This is a genomic window from Thioalkalivibrio sp., assembly GCF_041690275.1.
Classification (GTDB): domain Bacteria; phylum Pseudomonadota; class Gammaproteobacteria; order Ectothiorhodospirales; family Ectothiorhodospiraceae; genus Thioalkalivibrio.
On the sequence record NZ_JAWLHP010000016.1, the window covers coordinates 2,572 to 19,381 of the forward strand.

General features: G+C 68.9%; 16 protein-coding genes. 10 read left to right on the forward strand and 6 right to left on the reverse strand.

What is annotated here, in order from left to right; translation table 11 throughout:
• Positions 1–34: 34 nt before the first annotated feature.
• The gene (gene plsY, locus ACESMN_RS04505) at positions 35–643 is read right to left on the reverse strand and encodes a glycerol-3-phosphate 1-O-acyltransferase PlsY (RefSeq protein ID WP_373052395.1); all 609 of its coding nucleotides are present in this window, start codon (positions 641–643) and stop codon (positions 35–37) included.
• A 172-nt stretch (positions 644–815) separates the two neighbouring features.
• On the opposite strand from plsY, the gene ACESMN_RS04510 reads away from it, so the two are divergent.
• The 10 genes from ACESMN_RS04510 (at position 816) to ccoS (ending at position 11,963) form a co-directional block, all read left to right on the forward strand.
• Complete coding sequence (locus tag ACESMN_RS04510) at positions 816–1,535, forward strand: alpha/beta fold hydrolase (protein WP_373052396.1); 720 nt, start codon at positions 816–818, stop codon at positions 1,533–1,535.
• Entirely contained in the window at positions 1,532–2,398 is an 867-nt protein-coding gene (gene bioC / locus ACESMN_RS04515; RefSeq protein ID WP_373052397.1) for a malonyl-ACP O-methyltransferase BioC, read from the forward strand. Before ACESMN_RS04510 ends, bioC begins: the two co-directional genes overlap by 4 nt.
• A gap of 251 nt (positions 2,399–2,649) precedes the next feature.
• The gene (gene ccoN, locus ACESMN_RS04520) at positions 2,650–4,134 is read left to right on the forward strand and encodes a cytochrome-c oxidase, cbb3-type subunit I (protein ID WP_373052399.1); all 1,485 of its coding nucleotides are present in this window, start codon (positions 2,650–2,652) and stop codon (positions 4,132–4,134) included.
• Between the two features lie 16 nt (positions 4,135–4,150).
• Complete coding sequence (ccoO, locus tag ACESMN_RS04525; RefSeq protein ID WP_373052400.1) at positions 4,151–4,885, forward strand: cytochrome-c oxidase, cbb3-type subunit II; 735 nt, start codon at positions 4,151–4,153, stop codon at positions 4,883–4,885.
• Between the two features lie 40 nt (positions 4,886–4,925).
• Positions 4,926–5,150 (forward strand): cbb3-type cytochrome oxidase subunit 3, encoded by a 225-nt coding sequence (locus ACESMN_RS04530; RefSeq protein ID WP_373052401.1) that lies wholly within the window; start codon positions 4,926–4,928, stop codon positions 5,148–5,150.
• Positions 5,147–6,076 (forward strand): cytochrome-c oxidase, cbb3-type subunit III, encoded by a 930-nt coding sequence (ccoP, locus tag ACESMN_RS04535; RefSeq protein WP_373052402.1) that lies wholly within the window; start codon positions 5,147–5,149, stop codon positions 6,074–6,076. The genes ACESMN_RS04530 and ccoP overlap by 4 nt, the downstream gene beginning before the upstream one ends.
• A gap of 223 nt (positions 6,077–6,299) precedes the next feature.
• Positions 6,300–7,697: a cytochrome c oxidase accessory protein CcoG gene (gene ccoG, locus ACESMN_RS04540; protein WP_373052403.1), complete on the forward strand. Its 1,398-nt coding sequence runs from the start codon at positions 6,300–6,302 to the stop codon at positions 7,695–7,697.
• 309 nt (positions 7,698–8,006) lie between these two features.
• Positions 8,007–8,837: a FixH family protein gene (locus ACESMN_RS04545; protein WP_373052404.1), complete on the forward strand. Its 831-nt coding sequence runs from the start codon at positions 8,007–8,009 to the stop codon at positions 8,835–8,837.
• Between the two features lie 270 nt (positions 8,838–9,107).
• A complete protein-coding gene (locus ACESMN_RS04550; protein ID WP_373052405.1) occupies positions 9,108–11,675 on the forward strand; it encodes a heavy metal translocating P-type ATPase in 2,568 nt (855 codons plus the stop codon).
• Positions 11,676–11,735: 60 nt separating this feature from the next.
• The gene (gene ccoS, locus ACESMN_RS04555) at positions 11,736–11,963 is read left to right on the forward strand and encodes a cbb3-type cytochrome oxidase assembly protein CcoS (RefSeq protein WP_373052406.1); all 228 of its coding nucleotides are present in this window, start codon (positions 11,736–11,738) and stop codon (positions 11,961–11,963) included.
• A gap of 68 nt (positions 11,964–12,031) precedes the next feature.
• Here the strand turns inward: ccoS and ACESMN_RS04560 are convergent, their stop codons facing one another.
• The 5 genes from ACESMN_RS04560 to ftsY all read right to left on the reverse strand — a co-directional run bounded on the left by ACESMN_RS04560 (position 12,032) and on the right by ftsY (position 16,741).
• Entirely contained in the window at positions 12,032–12,634 is a 603-nt protein-coding gene (locus tag ACESMN_RS04560; protein WP_373052437.1) for a hypothetical protein, read from the reverse strand.
• 537 nt (positions 12,635–13,171) lie between these two features.
• Positions 13,172–14,035, reverse strand: a complete 864-nt coding sequence (gene rpoH, locus ACESMN_RS04565; RefSeq protein WP_373052407.1) for an RNA polymerase sigma factor RpoH — start codon at positions 14,033–14,035, stop codon at positions 13,172–13,174.
• Between the two features lie 107 nt (positions 14,036–14,142).
• On the reverse strand, positions 14,143–15,066 hold the full coding sequence (locus ACESMN_RS04570) for a cell division protein FtsX (RefSeq protein WP_373052408.1): 924 nt from the start codon (positions 15,064–15,066) through the stop codon (positions 14,143–14,145).
• Positions 15,063–15,746, reverse strand: a complete 684-nt coding sequence (gene ftsE / locus ACESMN_RS04575) for a cell division ATP-binding protein FtsE (RefSeq protein WP_373052409.1) — start codon at positions 15,744–15,746, stop codon at positions 15,063–15,065. The genes ACESMN_RS04570 and ftsE overlap by 4 nt, the downstream gene beginning before the upstream one ends.
• Before the next feature lie 20 nt (positions 15,747–15,766).
• Positions 15,767–16,741 (reverse strand): signal recognition particle-docking protein FtsY, encoded by a 975-nt coding sequence (gene ftsY, locus ACESMN_RS04580; protein ID WP_373052410.1) that lies wholly within the window; start codon positions 16,739–16,741, stop codon positions 15,767–15,769.
• Positions 16,742–16,810 lie beyond the last annotated feature (69 nt).

Consider the following 16,810-nt stretch of genomic DNA (forward strand, 5'->3'; position numbering starts at 1 on the left):
CATCGCGGCCGGAGGCCGCTCCCACGACCCTGGCTCAGGCGGCTGGCTTCTTCTCGCCGATGCGGGGCTCGGTGCCTCGCATCAGGCGCTGGATGTTGTCGTAGTGACGGGCGTAGAGGAATACCACCATCACGCAGATCGCAGTGACCAGCCAGGGGTCTGGCTGGATCAGGGCGACGTAGAGCGGGGTGGCCAGCGCGGCGATCAGGGCGGCCAGGGAAGAGTACCGGAAGATCGCCGCCGCCAGCAGCCAGGTGAGGACCACCAGCGCCCCCATCGGCGGGCTGATGGCCAGGGTCACGCCCAGCGCGGTCGCGACGCCCTTGCCGCCCCGGAAGCGGAAATAAAGCGGGTACAGGTGTCCCAGGAACGCGGCCAGTCCGACCAGGCCGACCATCCAGCCCGGGTCGTCGGGGCCCAGTTGCATTACGATGAACACCGGCAGCCAGCCCTTCGCGACATCGCCGAGCAGGGTCAGCGCCGCCCCGGTCTTGCTGCCGGCGCGGAGCACGTTGGTCGCGCCGGGGTTGCCGGAGCCGAGGCCGCGCGGGTCCGGGAGGCCGAGCATCCGGCTGACGACAATGGCCGACGAGATCGAGCCCAGCAGGTAGGCCACCAGTACGCTTATGATGATCAGCCCCATGCCCGTGTTTCCAATGCCCCGGCGATCGAAGATGCGCCATGATACGCAACCTGACGCCTCCGCTTCATCCGGGCCGCGGCCGAGGGCGGGATTGCCGCGCCCCCACCCCAGCCCTCTCCCGCAAGCGGGGGAGGGAGGCGGTCGTGTTCAGGAGGGTTCCGGGCCGACCGCGGTGCTGATCCACGGCTGGGGCTTCGACCCGGGGATCTGGCAGCCGCTATGCGAGGCCCTCGGTCCCCGGCGGGTGGTGCTGCCGGCGCTGCCGGGTCACGGCGGGCGCGGGGATGGGGAGCGGCTCGCCGACCCCTCAGCCGCCGCCCGCGCGGTCGAGGAGCAGCTGCCGGCGGACCTGGTCGAACCGGTGTGGATCGGCTGGTCGCTCGGCGGGCTCGTGGCGCTGGCACTGGCGGCGCGCTGGCGCGGTCCGCAACGGCTGGTGCTGGTCAGCGCAACGCCGCGCTTCACCGTCGCCGATCAGTGGCACTCGGCACTCGAGCGGACGGCGCTGGCCGCCTTCGCCGCGGAGCTGGAGCGGGACCGACCCGCGCTGGAGCGTCACTTCGCCGCGCTCTGTGCCGACGGCGCGCGCGCTCCGGGCCGGCTGCGCCGGCAGCTGCTGGCGCGGATGGACGCGAGTCCGGCGGCGCTGTCCGGGCTGCGTGCGGGCCTGCAGGCCCTCGACGCTGGCGACCTGCGGACGGTCTGGGCCGGGCTGGATGCACCGGTTGCCGCCTGGATGGCGCGGCATGACCGGCTGGTTCCGGCCGGGGCCGCCGACGCGCTGATGGCCTTGCGGCCCGACGCGCGCATGCGCACGAGCGATGGCGGGCATGCGTCATGGCTGGAGGATCCGCAGGCGCTGGCCGGCTTTGTCGAGGAGGTGATGGCTTGAGCAATGTGTTCCAGATCGACAAGCGCAAGGTCCGGTCCGCCTTCGATGCGGCAGCCGCCGACTACGAGCAGCACGCGGTGCTGCAGCAGGAGGTGCTGGGCCGCCTGCTCGAACGGCTGGATCTGATCCGGCTGCAGCCGCGGCGGGTGATCGATCTTGGCTGCGGGCCGGGCGATTCGCTCCGGCCGCTGGCCCGACGCTACCGCAAGGCGCGGATCGCCGGTCTCGACCTGTCCCCGGCGATGACCGCGCGGGCCCGCAGCCGGGGCCGCTGGCCGCGGCGGCCCTGGGCGGTCTGCGCCGACATGGAGCGGCTGCCGCTCGCGGACCGGAGCTTCGACCTGGCGGTGTCCGCGGCCGCGCTGCAGTGGGTGAACGACCTGGACGGGGTCTTCGCCGAGGTGCGCCGCACGCTGGCTCCGGGCGGGCTCTGGCTGTTCGCGACCTTCGGGCCGGACACCCTGCGCGAGCTGCGCGCGGCCTTCGCGGCGGTGGACGCCGCCGGCACACCGCATGTGAATGCCTTCATGGACATGCACGACATCGGCGACGCACTGGTCCGCGCCGGGTTCGCGGATCCGGTGATGGACCAGGAGACGCTGACGATGACCTATCCCGACTTCCGCTCCCTGCTGCAGGACCTGCGCCGGATCGGCGTGCGCAACGCGCTGGCGGGAAGGGCGCAGGGCCTGTTCGGCCCGCGCCGGCTACAGGCGGTGGAGGCGGCCTATCGGGCGGAGTTCGCCCCGGAGGAACGTCTTCCCGCGACCTGGGAGGTGGTCTACGGGCATGCCTGGGTGCCGGATGCGCCACCGCCGTCGGGGATGCCCGGACGCTTCATTCCGATCCGCCCCGCGCAATGAATCCCCTGCCGGCGACGCCGGCGAGCCAGCCCGGGAGACGCGTCCGGGTCGCGGGGTGACCGGGTGAACCCGCGCGCCGGGAGTGCGCCGGCCCGCGAAGGGATTCGCCTGGTGATGCCCTGGCGCGGCCACCGGAGAGACCCACCGCGAGTGCTGGTCTTGCTTTTTTCTGGCGGATTCTTGGGGTACAGTTCCCCTCCCCCGGCGCGCCGGGCAGACCGTGTTCCCCGCAGGCAAGGTGGATAATCGTTATGTCGGAAACTGCAGCAACCGCCGGGTCCGTGCCGGCTTCGACGGCTGTTCCCGCGGAACAGTACAACTACGACATCGTCAGGAAATTCTCGATCGCGGCGGTCATCTGGGGCGTGCTCGGGATGGCGGCCGGGGTCTGGATCGCCTCGCAGCTGGCCTGGCCGTTCCTGAACTTCGACATCGCGCAGATCACCTTCGGGCGCTTCCGCCCGGTGCACACGACGCTGGTGATCTTCGGCTTCGGCGGCAACGCGCTGTTCGCGACCTCCTATTACATCGTTCAGCGAACCTGCCAGGCCCGCCTGTACGGTGACCGCCTGGCCCTGTTCACCTTCTACGGCTGGAACCTCGCGCTGGTCCTGGGTGTGATCAGCTACACGTCCGGCATCACGCAGGGCCGCGAGTACGCCGAGTTCGCCTGGCCGCTCGACATCCTGATCGCGGTCACCTGGGTGGTGTACTTCTGGGTCTTCCTGATGACCCTGATGCGCCGCAGCCAGCCGCACATCTACGTGGCGAACTGGTTCTTCATGGCCTTCATCCTGGCCACCGCGCTGCTGCACATCTTCAACAACCTCCAGGTGCCGGTGAGCCTGACCAGCGCCTCGTCCTACTCGCTGTTCTCGGGCGTGCAGGACGCGATGACGCAGTGGTGGTACGGGCACAACGCGGTGGGCTTCTTCCTCACCGCCGCCTTCCTCGGGATGATGTACTACTTCGTGCCCAAGCAGGCCGGGCGCCCGATCTATTCCTACAAGCTGTCGATCATCCACTTCTGGGCGCTGGTCTTCCTCTACATGTGGGTGGGCGCGCACCACCTGCACTGGACCGCGCTGCCGGACTGGGTGTCGACCCTCGCCGCCACCTTCTCGATCCTGCTGCTGCTGCCCTCGTGGGGCGGGATGATCAACGGCATCATGACCCTGTCCGGTGCCTGGCACAAACTGCGGACCGACCCGATCATGCTGTTCCTGATCACCGCGCTGTCGTTCTACGGGATGTCCACCTTCGAGGGGCCGATGATGTCCCTGAAGAGCGTGAACGCGCTGTCCCACTACACGGACTGGACCGTGGGTCACGTGCATTCGGGAGCGCTCGGCTGGGTGGCGATGATCACCTTCGGTTCGCTGTATCACCTGATCCCGCGGTTGTGGAACACGAAGATCTTCAGCCTGCGGCTGATCTACATCCACTTCTTCCTGGCCACGATCGGCATCGTGCTGTACATCGTGTCGATGTGGGTGGCCGGGATCGGTCAGGGCCTGATGCTGCGGGCCTTCGATCAGTACGGCAACCTGGCCTACACCTTCACCGAGTCGGTGGTCTTCCTGCACAAGCCCTACGTGGTGCGGGCGATCGGGGGCGGTTTCTTCCTGCTCGGCATGCTGCTGATGGCCTTCAACATTGCCATGACCATCCTGACGGCGAGGCGTGCGGCGCCGGTGGCCGATGAATCCCGCGCCACCGCTGCCAGCGCATCCTGAGGGGAGTAGCCAGACCATGAAGCATGAAAGTGTCGAGACCAACGCCGGTCTGCTGGTCATTCTGACCCTCGCGGTGATCAGCATCGGCGGTCTGGTCGAAATCGTGCCGTTGTTCTACATCGACGACACCATCGAGGAGGTCGAGGGCGTGCGCCCGTACACGCCGCTGGAGCAGCGCGGCCGGGACATCTACTTGCGCGAGGGCTGCTACACCTGCCACTCGCAGATGGTGCGCCCGTTCCGTGACGAGATGCTGCGCTATGGCCACTACTCGCTGGCCGCGGAATCGCAGTTCGATCATCCCTTTCAGTGGGGGTCCAAGCGCACCGGGCCGGACCTCGCGCGCGTCGGTGGCAAGTACTCCAACGAGTGGCAGGTGCAGCACCTGATCAAACCGACCTCGCTGGTGCCGGAATCGATCATGCCCGGCTATCCGTGGCTGGCCAGCACGCCGCTGGACTTCTCCGACGTCGAGGATCGGATGATCGCGCTGAAGCGGGTCGGCGTGCCCTACTCGATCAACCAGCAGGAGCTCGAGGCCAACGTCGAGCGCTTCGGTGAGGAGACCGCGGCCATGCTCGACATCAACCAGGCAGAGGACAACCTGATCGCGCAGGCCCAGCAGGAAAATTTCGACGGCGACCCGTCGTTCATCTCCGAGATGGACGCCATCGTGGCCTACCTGCAGGTGCTGGGAACCATGGTGGACTTCAACGAGTACTCCGAGGGCGAGTTTGCGGACTTCCGCTAGCGGACCACGAGGCTGCGGGAACACGGCATGAGGATCTGCAATGGCTGAGTTCTGGAGCTGGATCACTGATCTGGGCAACAGCAAGATCGTCGCGCTGCTGCTGTTCATGGGCACGTTCATCGCGATCGTGATCTACCTCTTCTCCAGCAGCCGGCGTTCCACGCGGTTCGAGTCCTACCGCTACATTCCGCTGGACGACGAGGATTCCCCGATGGATCCGAATGCCGCCTCCGGCGATCGCAACAAGGGCGAAAAACAGTCATGAGCACGAACGAGAAACCGAGCAAGAAGCCTGGTGAGGTCGATACCACCGGCCACGTCTGGGACACGAACCTGGAGGAGTACAACAACCCGCTGCCACGCTGGTGGTTGTGGGGCTTCTACGCGACGGTCGTGTTCGCGGTCGTGTACTGGATCCTGTTTCCCGCCTGGCCGGTCGGTGACGGCTTCACCAAGGGGCTCAATACCGTCACCTTCACGGAAGACGGCGAGGAGGTCACCACGCACTGGAATACCCGCTCGCTGCTCGCCCGCGACATGCAGACCGGCACCCAGGCGGTACGTCAGCGCGAGATGCTGGAGACCGTGGGCGCGATGGAGTACGACGAGATCCTCGCCGACGTCGACGCGATGGGCTTCGTGAACGCCTACGCGAAGGGCTCCTTCGGGACCTGGTGCGCGGCCTGCCATCAGACTGGCGGGGCCGGCGTGGTGGAGCAGTACCCGAACCTGCGCGATGACCACTGGCTCTGGGGCGGCACGGTGGAAAAGATCGAGGAGACCCTGGTTCTGGGTCGCCTGGGTTACATGCCCGGCTACCGCGAGAGCCTGAACAGCGACCAGCTGGAAGAGGTCGCCTCGTACGTGCTCTCCCTGAACGGTTACGAGATGAACGACGAGGCCGTCAGCGCCGGAGCCGAAATCTTCACCGGTGAACTCGGCGGCTGTTTCCAGTGCCACGGCATGGATGCGGCTGGCCGCACCTCCCAGGGCGCGCCCAACCTGACCAACAACATCTGGGGACTGGTGGACGTACCCGGAGCAGCAGACGATGCCGAGCGGGTCGCGCGGGTCGCATCCTACGTGAGCGGCGGCGTCCAGCGCGTGATGCCCGCCTTCTCGGATCGCCTGTCGCCGACGGAAATCAAGGTGCTCGCCGCCTACGTGCACTCCCTGGGCGGCGGCCAGTAGCACGGAAGACCCGCCGGCGCCCGCCCCTGGGCGGGCCGGGCCGCCCGGGTGCCGCGCGGCCTCCCACAAGCCCGCCATGCCTTCTGGTCAACCCGGGGGGCTCGGGGTCTAGAATGACCGCGACGATCGGAACCGGTCATGCACAGGACGGCCCCCCGGCCGAGGCGTCACACGTTGTTGTATCCGCGAAGCATGCCGGCAGACGCCGGCCGGTGAGTCCGTGATGTCCCAGACGCTGTTCGAGGCACGCACCCCGATCCATCCGCGATCGGTGAGCGGGCGTTTCCGTAACCTGAAGACCGGCATTCTGCTGCTCGCCTACGGGGTCTTCTTCCTGCTGCCGTGGCTGCGCTGGGAGCGCGAGACGGGCCCTTCACAGGCCGTGCTGTTCGACATCCCGAACCGGCGCTTCTATCTCTTCGACCTCATCGTCTACCCGCAGGACATCTTCTGGCTGGCCGGTCTGCTGATGATCGCGGCCCTGCTGCTGTTCTTGGTCACCGGTATCGCCGGACGGGTCTTCTGCGGCTATTTCTGTTTCCAGACCCTGTGGACCGACGTCTTCATGTTCCTGGAGCGCCGGATCCAGGGCGAGCGGCCGGCGCGCATCCGGCTGTCGAAACAGCCGTGGAACGCCGAGAAGATCCTGAAACTCGGCGCCACCCACGCCAGCTGGCTGCTCGTCGCCTTCGCGACCGGTCTCGGCTTCGTGCTCTACTGGGGCGACGCGCCGGCGCTGGTGCGTGCCTTCTTCACCGGCGATGCGGCCAATGCGGCGTACATCACCGCCGGCCTGCTCACGCTGACGACCTACACCTTCGCCGGACTCGCCCGCGAGCAGGTCTGCACCTACATGTGTCCCTACGCCCGGTTCCAGTCGGTGATGTTCGACCGCGACACGCTGATCGTCTCCTACGACCAGACGCGCGGCGAGGGCTCCGCCGGGCGGGCCAGGCCCACGCGCGACCTGAAGAGCCGCGAGCAGCGGCAGGAGGCGGGCGTGGGCGACTGCATCGACTGTGGCTACTGCGTTCAGGTCTGCCCCACCGGCATCGACATCCGCGACGGACTGCAGATCGAGTGCATCCACTGCGCGCTGTGCGTCGATGCCTGCGATACGATCATGGACAAGCAGGGCTGGCCGAGAGGCCTGATCCGCTACACCTCCGAGAGTGCGCTGGAGGGCCGGAAGACGCGCTTCCTCAAGCTCAAGACCGTTGGCTACGGCAGCGCAATCCTGGTCGTCACCGGCCTGCTGGTGCTGAGCATCCTCGGTCGGGCGGAACTCGATGCCAGTGTGAGCCAGGTACGCCAGCCACTGTTCGTCCAGATGTCGGACGGCAGCACCCAGAACAGCTACGAGATCGCGCTGAACAACAAGACCCAGCGCAGCCTCGACCTCGACATCGAGGTCGTCGGTCTGGAGGGTGCCACGCTCGACCTCGGACGGATCGAGGAGATCGAACTCGAACCCTCGCAGCGCACCACCGTCCTCGCGCGCGTGCGCTACCACCCCGACGAGGAGCATCCCGCGCGTCTCCCGCTGCAGTTCGAGATCACCGACCGCGACGGCACGATGGATCCGGTCCGTGTCAGTTCGCAGATGAGCCTGCGCCCGTGAGTCGCGCGGACGTCGGCAATGGGGTATGTTCAGCGGCCCGACGAGTGGAGCGTTGGGGTTCCAAGCAGCTTCGAAGGGCTGAAGGGGGGCTGCTTCCCGCGGGTGTCGGCAGCAGGGATGCTGCCGTCAAGCCTACATGGATGTATTTACGGCGTCCCGCGGGAAGCAGCCCCCCTTCAGCCCCGTCACCACCTGCAGGATCGCCGAAGCGGGCTCGCCTCCTACAGGGATCGGGAGCGGCACCGGGAGGCGAGCCTACCGGGCGGCATTCCCCGGTCCGGTCAATCGATTCGTTGAGATGATTGCAGCATGGAGAATCTAGTCATCAGTCTCGGAGGCGGCGTCGCGCTGATCGCGGCACTGTTCTTCCTGGTCTACCGGTTCACCAGCCTGCGTGGATACCAGACGGCGGCGCTGATCTTCGTGGTCACGATGGTCGTGTTCATCCCGTACTCCATCCTGAACTGGGCGGGCGCCGATGTCTTCGCGATCCATCTGGCGCTGTATGTGATCGTTCCCTATGGCCTCGGCATCATCACCACGCAGCAGGAATCGGAACGGGCGAAGGACGCGCGGCGCGGCCGCCTGCACTGGGCGCCGTTGATCATCCTCGCCTTCTTCGGCGTGGTCGCGACCGTCAACGCGCTGCTGATCTCCTTCGCCACCCATGGCATGCCCAGCCACCTGGTGGGCGTGCTGTTGCCGGAGCCGCAGAGCCAGGCCGCGGAGGTCACCTCCGGATTCCCCGGCACGGTCGCGCGCGTCAGCGAGCGCAAGGAGGCCCTGGCCGAGGGCTCCAGCTATCTTGGCACCATGCGCCAGCAGCGCCACCTCGGCTGGGAGGTCCGGCAGGGGTGGCTGTCACGGCCCGAGGCCGGCGAGGCCGCGGTGTTCCAGGTGCGCGTCACCGACCGCGACGGGCGACCACTCACGAATGCGGCAATCGAGGGCCAGTTCATGCGCGCGTCCGATTTCAACCTGGACCAGTCCTTCTCCATGCGTGCAGTGGGTGCCGGACTGTACCAGGCCGAGGTGACACTGCCCGCTCCCGGCCGCTGGGACCTGCTGTTCCGGGTGCGCAGCGGCGAGGATACCTTCGAACAGCAGGCCAGTACCCGCGTGCGGGAGAGCCGCAGTTAGCGTGAAGAACGCGGGCAGCGCGCATGCCTTGTTGTCGTCCATGCCACCAGCTCGGCTGCATGGTCGGCGCTCCCTTGCGCTCCGTTCTGGTTGTGGAGTGCGGGAGCTTGCTCCCGCTTTCACCCGCGGAAGTTCGCTTCCGCGGCAGGAGGCGAGCCTCCTGCAGGGCAAAGCGGGAGCAAGCTCCCGCACTCCATACGGCGCGCTCCTGATATCCCTCGCCCGCCTGCGGGGCAGGGTTGGGGAGGCGCCAGCTTGCCCGAGACGCGGATGACGCAGCCTCAGCCCCCTGCGCAGGACAGCCCCGGCGCAACGGACACCGAGGCCGGCTGCTTCCACTGCGGCCTGCCGGTGCCCCGCGGGGCGCATTACCCGGTGCAGTTCGAGGGACGCGCGCGCGAGACCTGCTGTGCCGGTTGCCAGGCGGTGGCGAACGCGATCATCGACAACGGCCTGGGCGGTTACTATCACCACCGGACTGCACCGGCCGGCGCTCCGGGGGAACCGCTGATCCCGGACGAGCTGCGCGAGCTGAAGCTCTTCGACGAGCCCGAGGTGCAGCGCCAGTTCGTCACCGATGAACCCGACCGGGCCTCCGGCCGCATGCTGCGCGAGGCCTCGCTGATCCTCGAGGGCATCACCTGCGCGGCCTGCGTGTGGCTCAACGAGCGGCACGTGCGCACGCTGTCCGGCGTGACCGACTTCTCGGTGAACTACTCCACCCACCGGGCGCGGGTGCGCTGGGATCCGGAGCGCATCGCCCTGTCCGACATCCTGCAGGCGATCCGGAATATCGGCTATCGGGCCCATCCCTACGATCCCGGCACGCGGGACAAGGCCTTTCAGCGCGAGCGTCACGTGGCGCTGCGCCGGCTGGCCGTGGCCGGCCTGGGGATGATGCAGGTGATGATGCTGGCGGTGGCCCTGTGGCTCGGCCACTCCGACGAGACTCATGCCGACCTGCTGCAGTTCATGCGCTGGGTCGCGGCCGGGCTGACGACCCCGGTGGTCTTCTACTCCGCGGTGCCGTTCTTCCGGAGCGCCTGGCGTGATCTTCTGCACGGAAGGCCGGGCATGGACGTGCCGGTGAGCCTGGCGATCCTTGGCACCTATTTCGCCAGCCTCTGGTCGGTAATCCTGGGAACCGGCGAGCACGTCTACTTCGAGTCGGTGGCGATGTTCGTCTTCTTTCTGCTGACCAGCCGCTACCTGGAACTGATGGCGCGCCAGCGCTCCAGCCAGGCGATCGACCGCCTCGACCGCCTGATTCCCGCAGTGGCCACCCGGGTCGCCGCCGACGGCAGCGACGAGCAGGTGCCGGTGGCCGAGCTGGCGCCCGGCGACCGGGTCCGGGTGCGGCCGGGCGAGCCGCTGCCGGCCGATGGGCTGGTCGACGACGGTGAGTCCACGGTGAACCAGGCGCTGCTGACCGGCGAGCCGGAACCGTGCCTGCGCCGGGTCGGCGACGCGGTCACCGGCGGTACGGTGAACGTGGACAGTCCACTGGTCGTGCGGGTGACCCGGGTCGGTGCCGAGACCACACTGGCGGCGATCCAGCGCCTGCTCGACCGCGCACAGACCGACAAGCCCCGCCTGGCGCGCATGGCGGAGAGGGGCACCGGGCACTTCACCGCCGCGGTGCTGATCATGACCGCGCTGGTCGGCGCGGTCTGGTACTTCTGGATCGCGCCCGACCGCGCCTTCTGGGTGGTGGTGGCAATGCTGGTGGCCACCTGCCCCTGCGCGCTGGCGCTGGCGACGCCGGTGGCGATCACCACCACCACCGGCGTACTCTCGCGCATCGGTCTGCTGCTCACGCGAGGGCAGGCGGTGGAGGACCTCGCGCGGGCGCGGGTGGTGTGCTTCGACAAGACCGGGACGCTGACCGTCGGCCGGCCGCAGTGGGTGGCGACCCAGGCACTGGCGCCGGGCATGGAGGAGGGCGAGCTGGTGGCGATGGCGGCCGCGCTGGAGCGCCACTCCGAGCATCCGCTGGCGAAGGCATTGGTGGAGGCCGCCGGGGCGGTGACCGCCCCGCCGCTGGAACGGGTCCGCAACGTACCGGGCCGGGGGCTCTCCGCGCTGCTGGACGGCGCGGAGGTCCGCGTGGGTGCGCCCGGCTTCGTCGGCCTGGACCGGATCCCGGACGGGGTTCGCCCGCCCGCGGCGCACTCGGAGGCGACGGCGGTCTGGCTGGCGCGTGCCGGCGAGGTGCTCGGCGTGTTCTGGTTTGCCGACCAGCCGCGCCCGCGCGTGCGCGAGACGGTGGCCGAACTGAGGGAACTGGGTCTCGAGGTCGTGCTGCTGTCCGGGGACCGGCCCGAGGCGGCCGCCGCGTTTGCCGCGAACGCCGGCATTGCCGAGGCGCATGGGGGCATGACGCCGGAGGACAAGGTGGCGTACGTGCGCGGGCGCCAGGAACGGGGCGAGATCGTGCTGATGGCCGGCGAGGGCATCAACGATGCCCCCGTGCTCGCGGGCGCGGACGTGTCCCTGGCGATGGGCAGTGGTACCCGGATCGCCCAGACCCAGGCGGACCTGGTGCTGATGTCCGATCATCTGGAGGCGATCCCGGCCGCCATCCGGCAGGGGCGCGAGACGCTGCGCATCGTGCGCCAGAACATCATCTGGGCCGTCGGCTACAACGGCGTCGCGCTGCCGGTGGCGGCGACCGGCCTCCTGACCCCGTGGCTGGCCGCGCTGGGAATGTCGCTGAGTTCGCTGATCGTGGTCGGCAACGCGCTGAGGCTGCGACGCGACGTGAAGGAGCTGTTGCCGGAGACGGACACGCGCCGGCCGCTCGCGGCCAACGTGATACGGCCCGCCCGCGACGGCTGAGGAACCTCACCCTGCCCGGGTTGCCGCAAACCCGCGGGAGCCGCCTGCTACACTAGTGCCATGGAAGTGCTCTACATGCTGATCCCGATAGCCCTGATGCTGGTGGTCATCATCGGCGGCGCGCTGTTCTGGGCGATCCGCTCCGGCCAGTACGAGGACATGGAGGGGCCGGCCTACCGCATCCTGATGGATGACGACGATCCGCTGATCCCCGGCAACGAGGACGCGCGCCGTCCTCAGGGCAGCGACGAGGACGCGGAGCCGCCGCGCGAGGACGACCGCCGCTGAGCGGACCTGCTGCCGGCCCGCACGCGTGTTGCGTCCCGGCGTGCTTCGTCATACCCTTCCGCCACAGATTACTGACGGAATCGCCGACGATGCGCGACTGGTTCACCTTCGAGAATCTCCCCCTGACGCTGATCATCATCCTGATCCTCATGTCGTGGCTCAGCTTCTTCTCGGTGATCCTGTTCGCCGACTAGGGCCGGTCCTCCCGCTCGATCCCGATCGGTCTCCAGGGACGGAGACTCGGCCTTCCCGAGCACCTGACCCAGCAGCAGGCGTGCACGATGCGCGATGAAGGCCCTGGAGAGCCTGCGTTTGCGCAGCAGAAGCTGCTGCTGCAGCTCCCGGTCCAGGTACAGCGTCTGCGCCGCTGACGGGTCGTAGGCGCGGTCGACGCTGACCCGCACCAGCTGCCCCAGGTTGATCCCCCGCCCGTCGTCCAGGACGATCATGTGCGGCGCAAGACCGCGCGCCGGGTCCGGACGGGCAAATTCGATCACATCCACCAGCACGTGCGCCTGACCGGTCTGGCGCACGCCCAGCGTGATCGGCGAGGCCGCGAGTTCGACCAGGTAGACCGTCCTTCCCACCGCCGAGCGCAGGCATTCCACCTGGCGCTGGTAGTCCGCGGAGGGCCAGAGCTGACCCGGATGCTGTTGCCCGGGTTCGCTCATCAGCCGTGGCGTGCGTATTGAGGAGCGTCCGCAGTCGGCCGGCGCCGCGCCAGCCGCCGCGCCTCCGTGGCAATCAGGGGCTGCGGTACCGCGGGTCGGACGACGGGTTCAACGGGGATCCGGCGCATGCCGGAAAGGATAGCAACTCGCGCCGGAATCGGATTTGCCACCCCGGATCGCAGGGATTCCGGGATGCGGGGTGGCCCGTGTAGGGTGGGCAAAACGAAGTGTGCCCACCGGGGCGCCGGGGCCGGGATGGTGGGCCCGCTGCGCTTGGCCCACCCTACATTGGGTGGGGGTAGGGTGGGCAAAACGGAGTGTGCCCACCGGGGCGCCGGGGCCGGGCGGTGGGCCCGCTGCGCTTGGCCCACCCTACATTGGGGTGGGGGTAGGGTGGGCAAAACGGAGTGTGCCCACCGGGGCGCCGGGGCCGGGCGGTGGGTCCGCTGCGCTTGGCCCACCCTACGGGTCTACGGGTCAGGCGCCGGGGCCGGGCGGTGGGTCCGCTGCGCTTGGCCCACCCTACGGGTCTACGGGTCAGGCGGCGAGGGCCTCGCGGAGGCCCTTGAACGCGCGGTTCTCGATCTGGCGGATGCGTTCGGCGGAGACGCCGTACTCCGCCGCCAGGTCGTGCAGCGTCGCCTTTGGCTCGATCAGGTAGCGGCGGACCAGGATGTCCCGGGTACGCGCGTCCAGCGTGCTCAGGGAACGCTGCAGCTGTGCCTGGTAGTGGCGGTCCCAGTCGGCATCCTCGACGATCCGCGCCGGGTCGTTGTCCGGCGTGCCGGAGAGCTGTTCCGCCGGTACCCGATGGTTGCGGTCCTCGTCGTCGACCGGGTCCGGGTCGAAGCTGGTGTCGCGGCTGGCGAGACGGCTCTCCATCTCCAGGACATCGCTCTCGGGCACGCCGAGATCCTGGGCCACGGCCGAGACCTCTTCCGGGTTCAGCCATCCGAGACGCCGCTTGGCCTGGCGCAGGTTGAAGAACAGCTTGCGCTGCGCCTTGGTCGTCGCGACCTTCACGATGCGCCAGTTGCGCAGGATGAACTCGTGGATCTCGGCGCGGATCCAGTGCACCGCGAACGAGACCAGACGCACGCCCTGCTCCGGGTCGAAGCGGCGCACGGCCTTCATCAGGCCCACGTTGCCCTCCTGGATCAGGTCGCCCAGCGGCAGGCCGTATCCGGAGTACCCGCGGGCAATGTGCACCACGAAGCGCAGGTTGTGCAGAATGAGGCGCCGCGCCGCGTCGAGATCGTGCGACTCGCGCAGCGACCGGGCCAGTTGCCGCTCCTCTTCCGCCCCGAGGACCTCGATGCGGCTGACCGCCGCCATGTACTGGTCCAGATTGCCGACCGGGACGGGCATGTCCACGTGCCTTGGTACCAGTGCGTGGTTCATGGATGTCCCCCTTGGAAAAACTCGTAAAGTTTAGCAATGTGCCTCTTAGAGTGCTAAATGCCCTGCGTGTTCCGGCAGAAATTCGCCACCGCGTCGGCCCGGCAGGCTCAATCCCGCAGGGCGGCGGCGCTGCCCAGCCGGGCTCCGGTCCAGCCCAGCAGCAGTCCCGCGCCGAGGAGCATCAACCCGATCCGGGCCTGCGGACCGGTGAAGGTGAACGGTATCCCGAAGGCCGTCGCGGCCTCCTCGACCGGGGGCCGGGTCAGGACCACCCCGAGCCCCAGCAGGATGAGACTGAACAGCCCGCCGCCCAGCCCGAGCACCAGTCCCCCGTACAGCGACGGGCGGCGCAGGAAGCGGTCGGTGGCGCCGCTGATGCGCGAGATCGCGATCTCCTCGTGCCGCTCCCGCAGTTCCGCCGCGGAGGCGACCGCAAGGATCAGCGTAATCCCGAGCGCGAGCAGTGCCGAGACCAGCACGAGTACGCGCAGGCCGGCCGCATGCAGGGCCGCGAGCTGGCGCACCCACTCGTGGTCGCTGACGACGGTGGCCTCGGGGAGCAGGGCCGCTAGCTGCCGCTCCATTGCCGCCAGGGCCTCCGGGCTGCGTTCCCGCGGCAGCACCTCGATGATCGCCGGCAGCGGGTTCTCCTCGAGCCAGTCCAGGAGCCCGGGATCGGGCAGGCTGGCCCGGTAGGCGGCCAGCGCCTCGTCGGCTCCGATCGCGGCGACCTCCGCGACGCCGGGCAGCGCATCGATCTGCGCCGCCACCGCGCTCAGCATCTCATCCCCGTCCAGGTCGAGGTACAGCGCGATCCGTGGCTCGTGGTCGACGCCCTCGGAGAGGGCCCGGGCATTGTCCAGCAATAGCCACAGATAGGCGGGCAGTGCGAGGATGAACCCGAGCACCGCGACCAGGATCAGCGTCTGGCCCGGGGCGCGGGCACGCCGCCAAAGGCTCCGGCGGGCGGCCTCCGCATGATTGTAGAGCCAGGCCTCCAGGTACCCGGCGCGGTCGCCCCGGACCTTCACCCGCCGCTCCGGGGCTCGGTCACGTGACGCGCCTCCAGGCGGCCGTTCTCCAGGTGCAGCACCGGCCTGCCGAGCGCGGAGATCAGTCCGAGGTTGTGACTGGCGATCAGCGCGGTCATGCCGACCCGGTTGAAGTCGAGAAACAGCTGGATGATCTCGCGCGAAAGCTCCGGGTCGAGATTGCCGGTCGGCTCGTCCGCCAGCAGCAGTGCCGGGCGGTGCACGATCGCGCGGGCGATGCCCACCCGCTGCTGTTCGCCGGCGGACAGGGTCTGCGGCTGGGCGTTCTCCTTCTGGAGCAGGCCGACCTTGTCCAGCGCCGCCCGCACCCGCTTGCGCGCCTCCGTGCGCCGGTAACCGAGGATCTCCAGCGGCAGCGCGACGTTGGCGTGCACCGGGCGGTCGAACAGGAGCCGGTGATCCTGGAACACCAGGCCGATGTTGCGGCGGAACTGCGGCTCCCGCCGCCGGGCCAGGGACCCGAGGTCCAGGCCGTTGACCATGATCCGGCCCCGGGTTGGGCGCTCCAGCCGCGCGATCAGCCGCAACAGCGTGCTCTTGCCGGCGCCGGACGGGCCGGTCAGGAAGGCCAGGGCGCCGGCGTCCACGCGCAGGCTGACGTTGCGCAGGGCCTCGGTCCCGCAGGCGAAGCGCTTGGTCACACGGTGCAGCCGGATCATGGCCTCGCCGCTCCGCGCGGTCAGCTGTCCGAGCGGTTCAGCAGCGCGCGCACGAAGGCGCGGGCCTCGAAGGGCTGGAGGTCCTCGGCGCGCTCGCCGACGCCGATGAAGCGCACGGGGATGCCCAGCTGCCGGGCCAGCGCAAACAGCACGCCGCCCTTGGCGGTCCCGTCGAGCTTGGTGACCACGAGCCCGGTCACGCCGAGCGCCTCGTGAAACTGCCGGGCCTGGGCCAGTGCGTTCTGGCCGGTCCCGCCGTCGATCACCAGCAGCACCTCGTCGGGTGCGTCGGGGTCGAGACGGCCCATCACCCGCCGGACCTTGCGGATCTCGTCCATCAGGTTGTGCTGGGTGTGCAGACGCCCCGCGGTGTCCGCGATCATTACGTCGGTGCGCCGCGACTGCGCGGCCTGCAGCGCGTCAAAGACCACCGAGGCGGAATCGGCGCCGAGGCCCTGCGCGACCACCGGTACGCCGTTGCGGTCGCCCCAGGTCTGCAGCTGCTCTACCGCCGCGGCGCGGAAGGTGTCACCGGCGGCGAGCAGGACCGAGTAGTCCTCCGCGCGCAGGTGGTGGGTCAGCTTGCCGATGGTGGTCGTCTTTCCGGCGCCGTTGACGCCGACCACCAGGATCGAGAAGGGTCTGCTGCGCTCGGGCGGGATCCGCAGCGGCGCCTCCACCGGTTCGAGGATCTCCGTCATCGACTGCTCGAGGGCCTGCATCAGGGCCTCCGCGTCGCCGAGCTCGCCACGCTTCACCGCTCGCGTGATCTGGTTCATGATCTGCTGCGTCGCGTCCACCCCGACGTCGGCGAGCAGCAGGCGCTCCTCGAGTTCCTCGAACAGCGTATCGTCGATCTTGCGGCGGAACAGCTCGGTGATGTCGGTGCTGAGGACCCTGCCGGTCTTTGCGAGTCCCTGCTTGAGGCGCGCGAACAGGCCGGCGCGCTCCTGGGTCTCCGCGGCGGAGGGTTCTTTTTTTCGGAAACCGAACATGGCGGCCATGGTCAAGACAGATGGTCGCCATGCTATCACGAGGTCCCAAGATGATGAGACGCCTTTTCC